This window comes from Massilia sp. DWR3-1-1 (assembly GCF_049898325.1).
Taxonomy (GTDB): domain Bacteria; phylum Pseudomonadota; class Gammaproteobacteria; order Burkholderiales; family Burkholderiaceae_D; genus JAFCUW01.
Genome location: NZ_JAFCXL010000003.1, coordinates 181,368 through 195,284 on the forward strand (window position 1 = coordinate 181,368; position 13,917 = coordinate 195,284).

The window sequence follows — 13,917 nt, forward strand, 5'->3', positions numbered from 1 at the left end:
CATCCGATTGGCCGGCGCCCGCGTATAAGGTCATGGCGGGCCGTGCCGGTTCGCCGTATGCCGGGAGCGACCCGGTGCGTATCATCGGAGGCGGCACTTGTACCTGTTTCATATCGCGCCCTGGGGCGCCTGTCAAATTGACACCAACACGTCGGGCAAGCACGGCTTCGGCCTGCCCAAGCTATTCAAGATCAGCAGCCGCGAAGGCAGTTTCGTCGGCAGCTATACCGTGCGCTTCAAGAATCGTCTCGAGCAGACCCTGGCGTCGGCCGAGTGCAACAACGCGATGCTGATCCGCCTGGCCATCACCCAGTTCAGCACCTGGCAGGGCGACCACGCTGACGATGTCGAGTTTGATCTCGACGCCACGCTGGCGCCCTACACGGGCGAGGTCAGCAACCGCCACGGCCGCGTGCTGTCGGCCACCAGCCTGCTGCCGCGCGAGCGGCCGCCGCCCGCCGGCGTGTGCTGAAGACGCCCCATTCCTCGTCTGTCATTCACCTGACATATTAGAGGGTCAGAATGATTGCTTTTAAGAATCATTAACCTGGCGGGTGACGAGATGAAACAAATCAAGGTGGGCGCACGGATTGTGGCGTCGTTTGCCCTGCTGCTGGCGATTATGGCGGGCATGACGGCGGTGGCCGTGTGGCGCTTGCAGGCGGCCGATGCGGCAACGGCCAGCCTGGTGCGCGATACCCTGGCGCGGCGCCAGCTGGCCGCCGATATCCTGGCCAGCGCGCGCCTGAACGGCTTGCGGGTGGCGGCGGTGGCGCGCAGCGATTCGCTCGAGGTGGGCGACTACTTCATGAACGACCTGGCCGCCGGTGAGCGGGACCAGGCGGCGCTGCAGGGGCGCCTGGCGGGCCTGGTTCGTGCGCCGGCCGAAGCGGCCCTGCTGGCGCGCGCCGGCGCGGCCCGCGCCGCCAACCTCGAGGTGCGCGCGGCGCTGCTGAAAATGAAGGAAACGGGCCGCACGGGCGAGGTGGCGCAACTGGCCGAAGGCAAGCTCGAACAGACGTTCCAGGCCGCGACGGCGGCGCTGGCGGCGCACCTGGCGCTGCTCGACCGCGAGGCCGCGCGCCTGGCGACGGCCTCGAATGCGCAGTTCGTCGACGGCCGCAATCTGCTGCTGGGCCTGGGGGCGCTGGCGCTGCTGGCCGGCGCCGCCCTGGCCTGGGGACTGACCCGCTCGATCATGTTGCCCTTGCGCCACGCCGGCGCCGTCATCGCCCGCGTGGCGGCTGGCGACTTGCGTCCCCTGGCGGACCCGTCGCCCGCCAGGGGCGACGAATTCGGCCAGTTGACGAGCGCACTGGCGGACATGCGCGCCAGGCTGGCGCACACGGTGGGCACCGTCCGCGGCGGCGCGGTCGCGCTCGACCTGGCCAGCGCCGCCATCGCCAGCGGCAACGCCGAACTGGCCCGGCGGACCGAGCAGCAAGCGGCCGCGCTGGAAGAGACGACCGCCTCGGTCGAACAGCTCAGTATGGCGCTGCGCCAGAGCAGCGCGCACGCGCAGCACGCCACGGCGCTGGCGCACGGGGCCTCGCAGGTGGCGGCCGACGGCGGCCGCGCGGTGGCCGAGGTGGTCGTGAGCATGGCGGCGATCGGCGCGGCCGCCACCCGCATCGTCGACATCACCGCCGTCATCGACGGTATCGCGTTCCAGACCAATCTGCTGGCGCTGAACGCGGCGGTGGAAGCGGCCCGTGCCGGCGAGCAGGGACGCGGCTTCGGCGTCGTCGCCAGCGAAGTGCGCAACCTGGCCCAGCGCACCTCGGCGGCCGCGCGCGAAATCAAGCTGCTGATCGACGCCTCGGCCCAGCGCATCGACAGCGGCCGGCGCCAGACCGACACGGCCGGCGCCACGATGGATGAGATTGTCGCCCGCGTTGCCGAGGTGACGGCGGTGATCGGCGCCATCAGCCTGTCCGGCGCCGAGCAGGCCGGCGGCATCGATCAGATCAGCGGCGCCGTCGTCGACATCGATGCCATGACCCAGCAGAACGCCGCCATGGTGGCGCAGGCTGCCGACTCGGCCGCCGCGCTGCACGGGCAGGCGGCGGCGCTGGCCGCCACCGCCGCCACGTTCCTGCTCGAGCACGCACCGGCGTCGCCCCTGAAACTGGTGCCGGTGCTCGAGCCGACCGGCAAAGCTGCTGGCAGGCCGCATCCGGCCGCCACGCACAGCCATCGTAGCGCCCGTCGATGACCGCCTGATGACGGCGCCGTGCGTGCGGCCCGGACGACAGGGGCGGCGATAGCGCCGAAACCAGCACCGGGCATTGCGCCCGCACAAGCCCCGGAACGGTTCCCGCCTTCCGGGGCTTGTTTGCGCTGGCTCAAAGTATTTCCGCACGGCTAAATCAAGATGCTGGGGTGTCCGCACTGACGCGGCCCTCCTTATTGATTGGAATTGCCATGACGATCCGTGTTCATTGCCTGGCCGCCGCCGTTGCCGGCGCCCTGGCCGCCATGCCCGTGTTGATGGCGCCCGCCGCGGCGGCCCAGCTGATGAGTCCCGCCAATACCCAGGCGGGCGCCGTCACTGCCAGCCTGGCGGCCATGCTGACGGCGCAAAACGCCGCCCACGGCCTCGACGCCAACCACGGCGTGGCCTTCGTGCGCCAGCACCCGGGTGCCCAGGGCACCCAGGTCAGCCGCTTCGACCACACTTACAAGGGGGTGCGCATTTTCGGCGCCGACGCCATCGTCGTCACCGACAGCAGCGGCAAGGCGCTCAGCGTGACGCAATCGGAGCGGGGCCAGAACCTGGGCAAGGGCGCCGCCAACCGGCTGGGACCGTCAACGGCCGATTTCGACGTCACCCCGGCGCTCTCGACCAAGGCCGCCATCGATGCCGCCCTGCGCACCTTGCCGGCCGGCGCCGCCAGCGCGACGCACCAGAGTCCGCCGACGGCCGAACTGATCATCTACCCCGTGATCAAGACCGAGCGCCTGTCGACGGCGCTGACCAAGAGCGATGCCGAACTCAATGCGCTCGACGTGCGCGACGTCGTCGAATCGTACGAACTGGCCTACCTCGTGCATACCCGCATGACGCTGGGCAAGAAGCCGCTGTTCTACGACACCGTCATCAGCGCCCGCGACGGCCATGTGCTGCACCAGTGGAGCATGCTGCAAACCGTGGTCGGGGTGGGCAACAGCCAGTACAACGGCACCGTCGCCATCAACACCACCCTGGTCAAGGGCAGCTACCAGATGATCGACGCCTCGCGCGGCATTGGCGGCACCTATGGCGCCATGGCCATCACCAATGCCGACCACGGCAGCTCGGCGGGCAGCGTCTACAGCAACGCCAGCAACACCTGGGGCGACGGCAAGCAGTACATTGCCGGCGGCTCCACCACCAACGCCAACGGCCAGACCGCCGCCGTCAACGCCCTGTGGGGCTTGATGAATACCTACGACATGCTCAAGGGGACCCTGGGCTGGCTCTCGCTCGACGGCCACAACACGGCCACCTACATCGCCGCCCACGTCAACACGGGCTATGACAACGCCTATTACAGCGATACCTGCAAGTGCATGTTCATCGGCGACGGCTCAAGTTTTTACAGCCTCGGCTCGATCGACGTGATCGGCCACGAAATGGGCCACGGCGTCACTGCTGCCACCTCCAATCTGACCTACTCGGGCGAGTCGGGCGGCCTGAACGAATCGAGTTCCGACATCAACGGCGAGATGGTCGAAGCGTACGCACGCGCGGGCGGCACGGGCTCGACCATCCCGCCGGGCGGCAATGACTGGGGCATGGGCAAGGAAATTTCGAAAAATGGCACGCCCTTGCGCTATATGTTCAAGCCCAGCAAGGACGGCTCCAGCCCGGACGCCTGGAGTACCTCGCTCAAGCGCCTGGACGTGCACTACAGCAGCGGCCCCAACAATCGGATGTTTTATTTCCTGTCGCAGGGCTCGAACGCGGCCTCGAACAGCGATTTTTATTCGAAATACCTGGTCAGGAAGCCGGCGGCGATGAGCGGTATCGGCTCGGACAAGGCCTACCGCATCTGGTTCAAGGCGGCCACCACCAAGTTTACTGCCAGCACCAACTACGCCGACGCGCGCGCCAAGGTGATGCTCGCCGCGCAAGAGTTGTACGGCGCCGGCAGCAAAGAGGTCAAGGCCGTGCAGCGCGCCTACGCGGCGATCAATGTGGGGCCAGATATCGACGAGTAGCGCATGGCGCCACGCTGTCAATCGCCCATCAGGGGATACGGATTGATCGCGGTGCCCTTCCACCATTGCCTGGCGGGGGTCAGTTCGACGACGGCGAAATGCAGGTGCGGCGCGGCCGGGTCGGAGTTGCCGGTGACGCCCACGTAGCCGATCAGCTGGCCCCGCTTGAGCAGCATGCCTTCCTTGATGCCATCGGCGTAGCGGTCCAGGTGCGCATAGTAATAGGCGTGGGTGGCGCTGGGGTCGAACTGGTAGATGGTCAGACCGCCCGGCTTGCTGTTGAACAGCTTGACGAGCTTGCCGTCGGCCACGGCCAGCACCCGGGCGCCCTTGGGCGCCATGATGTCGAGCGCTTCGTGGTGGCGTTCGCTGCCGCGGGGCTGGTTGAAATTGTCTGACAGACTGGCGTACTTGATGCCTTCCACGGGCACGACCAGGCGGCCGACAACGGGTGCACCAACCGCTGCCACCGCGGGCAGGTTTTTCAGCGCCGCGGCGTCCGCGGCCGACGGTTTGAGGGGCAGATCGAGTTCATTCAGATCGGTCGGCACCACGGGCGCCGGCGGCAGCGCCGCATCGATCGCCGCCGCCGACGTGGGCGCCGGCGGGGCGGACGGGGCGACCAGGGCAGGGCCGGCGTTGTCCGGCACCACCACGGTGCTGACGGGGGCCGCATGCGGCACCTGGCGCAGGTACACGAACAGCCCGGCGGCGCCCAGTACGGCGCCGATGATCAAGGTCAGCAACCACTTCATGCAATTCTCCTGGTGTATTGTTGGTACGAAGCGGGGGCGCTCATTTTTGCAGGACCACCTGGGTGCCGGCGCCGACCGAGCCGATCAGGGCAGCGACGTCCCAGTTGGTCAGGCGAATGCAGCCGTGCGACTGGGTCTTGCCGATCGACGAGGGCACCGGGGTGCCGTGGATACCGTAGTGTTCCTTGGACAAGTCGATCCAGGCGACGCCGACCGGATTGTTGGGACCGGCCGGGATCTTCGCCTTGGCCTCGCCCGGCTTGGCATCCCAGAACAGTTTCGGGTTGTACCAGAACACCGGGTGTTCCGAGACGCCGTTGACTTTCCATTCGCCCAGCGGCAAGGGATCGTGGTCGCTGCCGGTGGACGAGGGAAACTGGGCGATGATCTTGCCGGCCGTGTCGTACAGGGCCAGGGTGCGCGCGGCGCGGCTGACGACGATCTTGCCACCCTTGGGCAGCGGTTCGGTGCCCTCGACATTGGGAACCACGATCTGTTCGCCCGCGCGGCTGAAATCCTTGCCCGGATTGAGGCGCTTGAGCAAGCTCATGCTGACGTGAAAACGTTCGCCCAGCGCTTCCTCGACGCTGGCATAGCCCAGGCTGGCCATCTTTGCCTTGGCCGCCATGGCTTCGGGGATGGGCTGGAACGGTCCGGCGACATCGGCCTCGAGCAGCGTGTAGGTGATCAGGGCGTCGCTGGGGTCGGCGTTGAGCGCAGCCCAGGTGGCGTCGTTGAGGCTGCCGTCGGCGGCGATCTCGCGGGCCTGCTGGAAGCCGGCGATGGCCGCTTTCAGGTTGCTGCCGGCGGCGCCGTCGATTTCACCGGAAGAAAAATGGGCGCGGTCAAGCAGCACTTGGGCGCGCAGGATGGCGGCGGTGGCAGGCTTGGCAGCGCTGGTGGATCTGGCTGGCGTTGCCGAACCGGCGCCAGCGCCATCCTTGCCGGCGGCGTTGACCAGTTCCGGCGCCAGCGTCGCGGCCGCCTGGCCGGCGGCCAGGGCGGGGGAAAGCGGGCTCAGGCTAGCAGCGAGCAGGGCGGCGGTGAGGGGGGAAACGGGAAATTTCAAGGCGGTGTCCTGGGAACGAATCGGTTGTCACCAGATTAGTTCCTTCAGGACAGAGAGTCTGTGCGCCAGCGTACTAAGCGCTGCCGCCTCCGGGCGCGATCAACCGTTCAGGGCCGCCATGTCCGGGGTCGACATCAGCTTGTCGATATCGACCAGGATCAGCATGCGCTCATCGAGCGTGCCCAGGCCGATCAGGTAGTCGCTGCCCACTTCGCCGCCCATGTCGGGGGCCGGGCGGATCTGGCCGGCCGTCAGGGTGGTGACGTCGGAGACCCGGTCGACCACCATGCCGATCACCTTGCCGGACAAATTGAGGACGATCACGATGGTCGAGGCGTCGTAGGTGGGCGTGCCCAGTTTGAGCTTGATGCGCATGTCGACGATCGGCACGATCACGCCGCGCAGATTCATGACGCCCTTGAAGAACACGGGCGCGTTGGCGATGTGGGTGACCGCTTCGTAACCACGGATCTCCTGCACTTTCAGGATGTCGAGGCCGTACTCTTCGTCGCCCATGGTGAAGGCGAGGAACTCCTGGCCCGATTCATCGTGGACGGGCGGGGCGTGGTGGAGGGTGGCGTTTTGGGCGGAATTATTGCTGAGCATGGTTGTCCTGCGAAGAAGTCAAGCGGGTGAGGCGCGCAAGCGATGGCTGCGGGCGGACCTGGGTCGCGTACAGCGCGGCCATACCCCAGTTTAACTTGCTCTGTAGGAATAACAACCGCGCACCCGCAATTCAATCGATCCTGTTGCGCTTCGGCAACGAATCCGCCTCATCCAGCGCCAGTGCGCGAAGAATCGCCGGCAGGATCAGGCGGAACGACGGCGAACCCGCCGCCACTTCGTCGTAGTGGCTGGCGCCGGGCAGGATGATGACCTCGGCGCGGTCGCCGGCGGCCCTGGCGCGGGCGGCGTAGTCGTGGGCCACGCGGGGTGGCGAGACGGTGTCGAGTTCGCCCGTGATCAGGGTGGTGTGGCTGCCGTTCGGGATCAGTTCGGCCGCATTGGTATCAGCAAACACATCGGGCCGCTGCGCGCTGGGCAGGCCGGTCAGGTCGACCAGGTCGCGCTCGCAACTGCTTTTGATCAGGGCCTGCTCGCGGCGCAGGTCGGCCAGGCCGCCCAGGCTGATGATCTGGCTCACTGGCACGATGGCGCTCTGGAACAGGGGGCTGGAGGCGGCGATCCTGCTCCGGCCTGCCAGCCACTGCACCAGTTGGCCGCCGGCCGAGTGGCCGATCGCGACCATGCGCCGCAGGTCGAGTTGCTGCGCCGTGGCCTGGGCGCCCAGCAGATCGAGGGCGGCATTGAGGTCCTGGTAGGTGCCGGGATAGCCGCCGCCGGCCTCGTCGACGCGGCGGTATTCGACGTTCCAGACGGCGATGCCGTGGCCCTGCAAGGCCCCGGCCAGGTTGCGCAATTGCACGATGCCGCCATATTGCCTGGTCCAGCAGCCGCCGTGCACCAGCACGGCGACGGGAAACGGTCCGGGGCCGGACGGGCGGAACAGTTCGGCATACTGGGATGGCGCCTTGCCGTAGGCCAGCGTCAGGGTGGGCGCCGGCCCGCTCAGGGCCAGGTAATCGGCCAGCTTCATGGGCTCGGCGTGGGCGAGGCCGGCGCACAGCAGCGCGGGCAGGAGGGGACGCAGGGAAGGGGGCATGGTGGGCCGGTCGAAGGAGCGTGCAGTTGTGCCAATAGCGGTATCGCACTATACCGAGCTTGCGGCCTGGCCGGCAAGCGCCTGGCGCGGCGCGCGCACGATTGGGCCGGGGGCCCAACGGGCGCTTCGTGCTAGTGTGGCCCACACCCACAGGAGCGACGACATGACATTAAGCAATGAAAACCAGGAAAACACGATGAGCAATGAATACCGTGGCTTCCGCATCGACGTCCAGGCCATGCAGGATTGCGAAGACCGCTGGGACTTCGACTACACGCTCACGCCGCTCGACGGCAAGGGCGAAGTACGGCGCCGCAGCCACACCGTCAACGGCCAGGCCACCGAGGCGGCGGCGCGCGTGGCGGCCATCGAAGTGGCGCGGATCGAGATCGACAATGTGCTGGCCATGCAGGCCGGCTGAGCGAAAACGCAACAGCGGGCAAAGCCTTGATGCTGAGCAAGTATAGGGGCAGCGCCGTTTGCTACGATTCATTACACCCGCAAGGGGACAAGAGAGTGACAATGAGCAAGCGATTTACTGAGCAGTATCAGCATGACCGCGTCGCGCCGTCGGCGCTGCGGGCCCATTCGACGCCCGATCCCGACCTGCCGCCACCGGGACCGAATCCCGATCCGGACGACGTGCCGCCACCCGATCATGCGCCCATCCAGGAGCCGACCCGGCCGGCGCCACCGATCAAGGCCTGAGCCGAGGGCGGTGTTATTTGGAATTAAAATTTTTCCATTAAACAATTGTTTTAAGATAAGTTTCGTTGCTGCGAAACTACACAATATGAATAAAGGCGGGCGCCGGCGGGCGTTGTTGTACGGCAGTCCTATAATGAATTTGTCAGATCAACCAATAAAATATGGAGACTTTCATGGGCAACTCGCTGCACAACAAGATCCGGCTGGGCCGTCCATCGCCGCTCGCCTCGCGCAAGGTGCAAGCCCTGATCGCCCTGGGCGCGGTGATTCCCTTGAGCTGGTTGATCCTGAGCGCGATGCGCTGATCCCAGCGTCTGTCGGCATTGCCGCCTTGCCGCCACCGCGCGGCGCGGTTACCATGGGCGCCGACCCTGGCTTAATGAAAGCGGCAATGAAAAACGAAAAACTGACCACCGACGAATACGACGCGCTGGGCCACCTCGAACGGGGGCCGGCGCCGGAGCGTGTGAACGCTTGCGTGGGCCGCAACGCCAAGCGTTTGTCTGGTCTGAAATTGTTGCAGTATGGTCGCGATGGCCGTGTGGGCCTGACGGAAAAAGGCCAGGAAATGTTGTTCCTGCGCCGCTGCGTGGGGGCGCTGCGCGACCTGACGACCGATCCTGCCGCCGCGGTGCCGGCGGACGTGGCCAGCTTCCTGGGCAAGAAGTCGCACATCGTGCCGCGTGCCGAGGGTGGTTTCACGATCACCGACAAGGGCCGCGAATCGCTGGCCGACATCGACGCGCGCGCCTGAGACAGGCGTGTGGCAGCAGCATAAAAAAACCGGCGCACGCCGGTTTTTTTATTTGCTTGAACCACCGTGCTCAGACCACCTGGCGGCGGCGATTCGGGTAGACCAGCGTGCGGATCGCCAGTTCCGCCGGCACATTCATCGCCGATAAGAACTCAGCCGCCCGTTGCAGTCCGACGGTGGGAATCGACGCGATCGCCTGGTTGATGACATCGCGGGTGCGGAAATCGTTGCGGATTTGCTTGACGCCGTTGCGCTGTTGCGGGGCGGTGCTGAGGGTCATGTTGATTCTCTTGGCATGTTCGTAGGATGGACTTCGCGGAAACATCTGATGCATTCCTCACGTTGACGCAAATCATAAACCAAATTGCACAAATGATGTCGAGATGCTATGCAAGTTTCAAAATAAACTTATAAATCAATTATCAAAAACCCATCCCCCCAAAAGTCCGCAGTCCGCAGTCAACCCCGCCCCCGAGGCAAACGCCGCTTCCCCTCGGGTTTGCGTCCAAAAATCATCTGGCTTCGCCAGTGATTTTTACCTGACTGTTCCTGCGCCGGTAAGCCGCCGTTGCTTTTCTTCCTGGCAGGACTGGCCTCACCGGTCCTGCCAGCAATTCAATCCACACAAAAGCAGGTTTTCACTTTTGTGTGCGCACCAGCTCCTCGAACAACGGCCCCGGCAGTGGCTTGCTGAAAAAATACCCCTGCATCTGGTCGCAATCGTGGCGCCGCAGGTAGTCGAGCTGGTCGGCCGTTTCCACGCCCTCGGCGATCACCAACAACTTCAGGTTGTGGGCCAGGCTGATGATCGAGGCGACAATTGCCGCGTCGTTCGAGTCGCGCGCGATGGCGGCGACGAAGGAGCGGTCGATCTTGAGCACATCGATGGGAAAACGTGACAGGTAGGACAGCGAGGAGTAGCCGGTGCCGAAGTCGTCGATCGACAGCTTCACGCCCAGCGCCTTCATGTTGTAGAGCAGTTCGACCGCCTCGCCGACCTCGCTCATGAACAGGCTTTCCGTCAGTTCGATTTCCAGGCAGGCGGGATTGAGCCCCGTTTCACGCAGCACGCCGCGCAGCTCGTCGAGCAGGCTGGCGGCGCCGAACTGGCGCGCCGACAGGTTCACCGCCACCCGCAGCGCGCCCATGCCGCTGTCGTGCCAGGCCTTGGTCTGGCGGCAGGCGGTGCGCAGCACCCAGGCGCCGATCGGCACGATCAGGCCCGTCTCTTCGGCCACGCTGATGAAGCGGCTGGGCGCGACCATGCCCATTTCCGGATGCTGCCAGCGGATCAGGGCTTCCATGCCGACGATACGGCCGCTCTGCAAGTCCACCTGCGGCTGGTAGTGCAGCACGAATTCGTTGCGCTCGAGCGCGCTGCGCAGGGCGCTTTCGATGCGCACCCGCTCGGTCGCTTCCTCGTTCATCGCCGCGGTGTAGAACTGATAATTGTTGCGGCCCAGTTTTTTGGCGCGGTACATGGCGATGTCGGCCATCTCGATCAGGCTGTCGGCGGGTGCGCCGTCGAGCGGATACACCGACACCCCGATCGAGCAGGTGACAAAAAACTCCTGGATGCCCAACAGCACCGGCTGGGCCACCGAATCCATCAGGCGCTGCACGATGTCGACCGACAGCGCGTCGTCGTCGTGCTCGGTGAGCAGCACCACGAATTCGTCGCCCGACAGGCGCGCCACGGTGTCGGTCTCGCGCAGGGCGCCGCGCAGGCGCGCCGCCACCGTCATCAACAGCACGTCGCCGGCCTTGTGGCCCATCGAGTCGTTGACGAATTTGAAGCGGTCCAGGTCGATCAGCATGACCCACACGGGGCGGCCGCTGCGGCCTGAATAGGCCACCGCCTGGCCCAGGCGGTCCTGCAGCAGGCTGCGATTGGGCAGGCCGGTGAGCACGTCATGCTGGGCCACGTGCTGGATCGCCTGCTCGGCGCGTTTGCGCGCGGTGATGTCGGTGCCGGTGCCGCGGTAGCCGGCGAAGCGGCCGGCGTCGTCGAACAGCGGTTCGCCGTTCACGCTGAACCAGCGCATGTCGCCGTCCTCGCCCGGCATGGCGTATTCAAAGCCGGTGTAGCCCTGGCGCGCGGCCACTTGGGCCAGGTGGGCGCGCCCGCTGTCGCTGGCGAGTTGATCGTGGGCGCTCTCCCAGTGGGTCCTGCCGAGCAAGCGGCCGGCCTTGACCCCGGCTTTTTCGCTGAAGCCGCCCGTGATCGCCGTGAAGCGGCAGTGGGCGTCCTGCTCCCAGTACCAGTCGGACGACATCGAGACCAACTGGCGGAAGCGCTGTTCGCTTTCCTGCAGCGCCTTCTCGGTGTGCTGGCGGTCGTTGACGTCGTCGATCAGGCGCTGGTTCGACAGCTTCAGGTCGACGGTACGCTCGTCGACCAGCATTTCCACGCGCCGCGAGCGCTGCGCGAGCGACTGCATCAGGACCGTCAGCAGCAGCGTGAGCATGGTGCCACCGACGGCCACCAGCAGCGCGCCCAGGTGCTCGGACACGATGGGGCGCGCGCGCGCGGCGATGTCGATGCGCCAGGTCTGGCCGCCCACATCGAGCTGCCTGACCAGTTGCCGCGGGGCCGCCATGACGGGCCAGGCGTGCTCCGGCGCCGGCATCGCCGCGCCCGGGAACACCGTCTCCAGGCGGCCATCGCTGGCGGCCGCCGCCACGCGCAAGCGCAAGCCGTCGTCCACCGGCGGGCTTGACAGGATAAGCTCCACCAGTTCGGCCGCGCGCATGCTCACGGCGCTGCTGCCGACCAGGGCGGCGCGGCGCGCCGCCGGCGTGGCCAGGTCGGCGCCGCGCCGGTACACCGGCATCACCAGCAGAAAGCCGCGCTGGGGCAGCGGCCCGGTCGACAGCGCCAGCAGACCGGTGGCGGCGGGGCGGCCGTTGTCGATGGCGCGCGCCAGCGCCGCCTCGAACGGCTTGCTGCGGCTCGAATCGAAGCCCAGCGCGACCTCGTTGCCCGCGTACGGCTCCATGTACGTGACCGGGGTGTAGGCGGCGTGCCGCAGCGCCGTCTGCAGGCGGCCGTCGCGCATTTCGACGATGCCGGCGCCGGCGCCGGGATGGGCCAGCGCCAGCTCGGTCTCGAAACCGGCCCGCTCGGCGTGGTCGATGCGGCGGTGGAAGGAGATCGACTTGATGAACGGGTTCCGGGCCAGCAGCGGGCGGGTGAAATCGTGGAACTGCTCCCGCGAGACCGCCGAGACGCTCTGGAACAGCGCGTTGGTGACGGCTGCCAGTTCGACTGCCTGATCGAGGCCGCGGCCGATGGCGGCGCTGCGGATGCCGGCCTGCTGCTCGAAGGCGAGCGCCTGCTTGTCCTGTTCCAGGTGCAGCACGCCAACAGCGAGGATGGTGGTGGCGGCAAAGCCGCCAGCGAGCGTCAGAACGGTTGAAACTGCAAGCCAGTGTGGTCGGCGGCGGTGCGGCAAGTCCAAGAAAGTCCCTGTGAAACAGGGCGCCGGCAGGCGCCCTGGGTGAGCAATGCAGCAGTGTGTCACAGTGCATGGTGATCGGCAACGATATGCGGTGTGTGCGTGCCCTGGGCCTTTAGCGGCGCGGCCGCCGCCACGCATGGCGGCCGATCAGCCAGGCCAGTACCAGCCGCACCAGCAGGCGGTTGCGCAGCGCGCCGCCCACGCCGGGGTGGCGCGCCAGCCAGCGCTGCACGGCCAGCGCGCGGACCGGCGGCGTTTCGGCGTCGTCGGCGAGCGGGGCGCGCACGGCGAACACGATGCGGTTGTTGCCGGCCACCCCGGCCAGGCGGGCCACGCGGCCGCCGAACACCAGCGCCAGCCGGCCCAGCATGGGACCGTACTGGGGGTCGTAGCTGAAGATGTTCGCCACCAGCACGCCGCCGTCGACCAGCGCGCGCCGGCAGTGGGCATAAAAGCGCGACGACACCAGCGCCGGCGGCAGGCCGGCCGCGTCGAAGCCGTCCAGCACCAGCACGTCGACGGCGCCGGCCAGGCCGGCGATGTAGGCGCAGGCGTCGCCATGGACGACCTGGAAGCGGGCATCGTCGGGCGGCACGCAAAACTGTTCGCGCAGGGCGATCACGTCGGCGCGCAGTTCGACGACGGTGATGCGGGTGTCGGGGAAATGGCGGTGGCAGAACTTGGCCAGTGAACCACCGCCCAGGCCGACCATCAGGATGTGGCGGGGGCGCGGCACGAACAGGGCGAACAGCATCATTGCCCGCACATAGGCCAGCATCAGGCGCGCCGGGCGCGACAGACGCATTTGGCTTTGCACTTCGCCGGGGCGGAAGGCCAGCGTGCGGATGTCGCCCGTGGTCGTCACCAGCGGGGCGCCAGCGGCAACCGGCCGGACGGGTGGGGAGCGCGAAGGGGACGGGGCCATTGCTGCAGTATAGGGCAAGCCGGCGCGGCGGCACCGGCGCCGCTTGTTGCGGCAGCACCGTTTCTGCTAAGCTGCTTCATCGCCTCTGGAGAAGCCATGTTCCTCGACCACCCCACTCTGACCGCCACCAACAGCCAAACCGAACCGGACCGCATCGAGCGGCTCAACCGCGTGTATGGCTACGTCATGGCGCTGGCCGACCGCGACGGTCTCCTGCGGCTGGTGGAAAAAGTCAGCCAGCTGCATGACCACAAGGGCACCCTGATCGTGTTCTGGATCGACGCCCCGGATGAGTCCGAGAAAGCCCTGTTCAGCGTGGCCTGGGGCAGCCGCATCGGCGATGGCACCAGCAACGTCGAACACGAAATCTGAGCGGGCG

Annotated in this window: 15 protein-coding genes; 8 read left to right on the forward strand and 7 right to left on the reverse strand. The window is 66.9% G+C overall.

Annotation, left to right across the window (positions count from 1 at the left end; translation table 11 throughout):
* Positions 1-97: 97 nt before the first annotated feature.
* The 3 genes from ACP7EY_RS04925 to ACP7EY_RS04935 all read left to right on the forward strand — a co-directional run bounded on the left by ACP7EY_RS04925 (position 98) and on the right by ACP7EY_RS04935 (position 4,203).
* Positions 98-472, forward strand: a complete 375-nt coding sequence (locus tag ACP7EY_RS04925) for a hypothetical protein (RefSeq protein ID WP_426191068.1) — start codon at positions 98-100, stop codon at positions 470-472.
* A gap of 90 nt (positions 473-562) precedes the next feature.
* Positions 563-2,215: a methyl-accepting chemotaxis protein gene (locus tag ACP7EY_RS04930; protein WP_426191070.1), complete on the forward strand. Its 1,653-nt coding sequence runs from the start codon at positions 563-565 to the stop codon at positions 2,213-2,215.
* Positions 2,216-2,424: 209 nt separating this feature from the next.
* Positions 2,425-4,203: a M4 family metallopeptidase gene (locus ACP7EY_RS04935; protein WP_426191072.1), complete on the forward strand. Its 1,779-nt coding sequence runs from the start codon at positions 2,425-2,427 to the stop codon at positions 4,201-4,203.
* A gap of 17 nt (positions 4,204-4,220) precedes the next feature.
* On the opposite strand, the gene ACP7EY_RS04940 is transcribed toward ACP7EY_RS04935, so the two are convergent.
* The 4 genes from ACP7EY_RS04940 to ACP7EY_RS04955 form a co-directional block, all read right to left on the reverse strand.
* Complete coding sequence (locus tag ACP7EY_RS04940) at positions 4,221-4,958, reverse strand: M23 family metallopeptidase (protein WP_426191074.1); 738 nt, start codon at positions 4,956-4,958, stop codon at positions 4,221-4,223.
* A 40-nt stretch (positions 4,959-4,998) separates the two neighbouring features.
* Positions 4,999-6,027, reverse strand: a complete 1,029-nt coding sequence (locus ACP7EY_RS04945) for a L,D-transpeptidase family protein (protein WP_426191076.1) — start codon at positions 6,025-6,027, stop codon at positions 4,999-5,001.
* 99 nt (positions 6,028-6,126) lie between these two features.
* Positions 6,127-6,633, reverse strand: a complete 507-nt coding sequence (locus ACP7EY_RS04950; protein ID WP_426191078.1) for a chemotaxis protein CheW — start codon at positions 6,631-6,633, stop codon at positions 6,127-6,129.
* A 130-nt stretch (positions 6,634-6,763) separates the two neighbouring features.
* On the reverse strand, positions 6,764-7,690 hold the full coding sequence (locus ACP7EY_RS04955) for an alpha/beta hydrolase family protein (protein ID WP_426191080.1): 927 nt from the start codon (positions 7,688-7,690) through the stop codon (positions 6,764-6,766).
* A gap of 163 nt (positions 7,691-7,853) precedes the next feature.
* On the opposite strand from ACP7EY_RS04955, the gene ACP7EY_RS04960 reads away from it, so the two are divergent.
* From ACP7EY_RS04960 to ACP7EY_RS04975, 4 genes are all read left to right on the forward strand, one after another.
* Complete coding sequence (locus ACP7EY_RS04960; protein WP_426191082.1) at positions 7,854-8,111, forward strand: hypothetical protein; 258 nt, start codon at positions 7,854-7,856, stop codon at positions 8,109-8,111.
* A 101-nt stretch (positions 8,112-8,212) separates the two neighbouring features.
* A complete protein-coding gene (locus ACP7EY_RS04965) occupies positions 8,213-8,398 on the forward strand; it encodes a hypothetical protein (RefSeq protein ID WP_426191084.1) in 186 nt (61 codons plus the stop codon).
* A 173-nt stretch (positions 8,399-8,571) separates the two neighbouring features.
* The gene (locus ACP7EY_RS04970) at positions 8,572-8,703 is read left to right on the forward strand and encodes a hypothetical protein (RefSeq protein WP_426191086.1); all 132 of its coding nucleotides are present in this window, start codon (positions 8,572-8,574) and stop codon (positions 8,701-8,703) included.
* Between the two features lie 86 nt (positions 8,704-8,789).
* Positions 8,790-9,152: a hypothetical protein gene (locus ACP7EY_RS04975; protein WP_426191087.1), complete on the forward strand. Its 363-nt coding sequence runs from the start codon at positions 8,790-8,792 to the stop codon at positions 9,150-9,152.
* Between the two features lie 70 nt (positions 9,153-9,222).
* Here the strand turns inward: ACP7EY_RS04975 and ACP7EY_RS04980 are convergent, their stop codons facing one another.
* From ACP7EY_RS04980 to ACP7EY_RS04990, 3 genes are all read right to left on the reverse strand, one after another.
* A complete protein-coding gene (locus ACP7EY_RS04980; RefSeq protein ID WP_426191089.1) occupies positions 9,223-9,432 on the reverse strand; it encodes a hypothetical protein in 210 nt (69 codons plus the stop codon).
* A gap of 358 nt (positions 9,433-9,790) precedes the next feature.
* Positions 9,791-12,613, reverse strand: a complete 2,823-nt coding sequence (locus ACP7EY_RS04985) for a bifunctional diguanylate cyclase/phosphodiesterase (protein ID WP_426191091.1) — start codon at positions 12,611-12,613, stop codon at positions 9,791-9,793.
* Positions 12,614-12,725: 112 nt separating this feature from the next.
* On the reverse strand, positions 12,726-13,538 hold the full coding sequence (locus ACP7EY_RS04990; protein WP_426191093.1) for a transferase spermidine synthase: 813 nt from the start codon (positions 13,536-13,538) through the stop codon (positions 12,726-12,728).
* A 96-nt stretch (positions 13,539-13,634) separates the two neighbouring features.
* On the opposite strand from ACP7EY_RS04990, the gene ACP7EY_RS04995 reads away from it, so the two are divergent.
* On the forward strand, positions 13,635-13,910 hold the full coding sequence (locus ACP7EY_RS04995) for a hypothetical protein (RefSeq protein WP_426191095.1): 276 nt from the start codon (positions 13,635-13,637) through the stop codon (positions 13,908-13,910).
* The last annotated feature ends 7 nt before the right edge of the window (positions 13,911-13,917 follow it).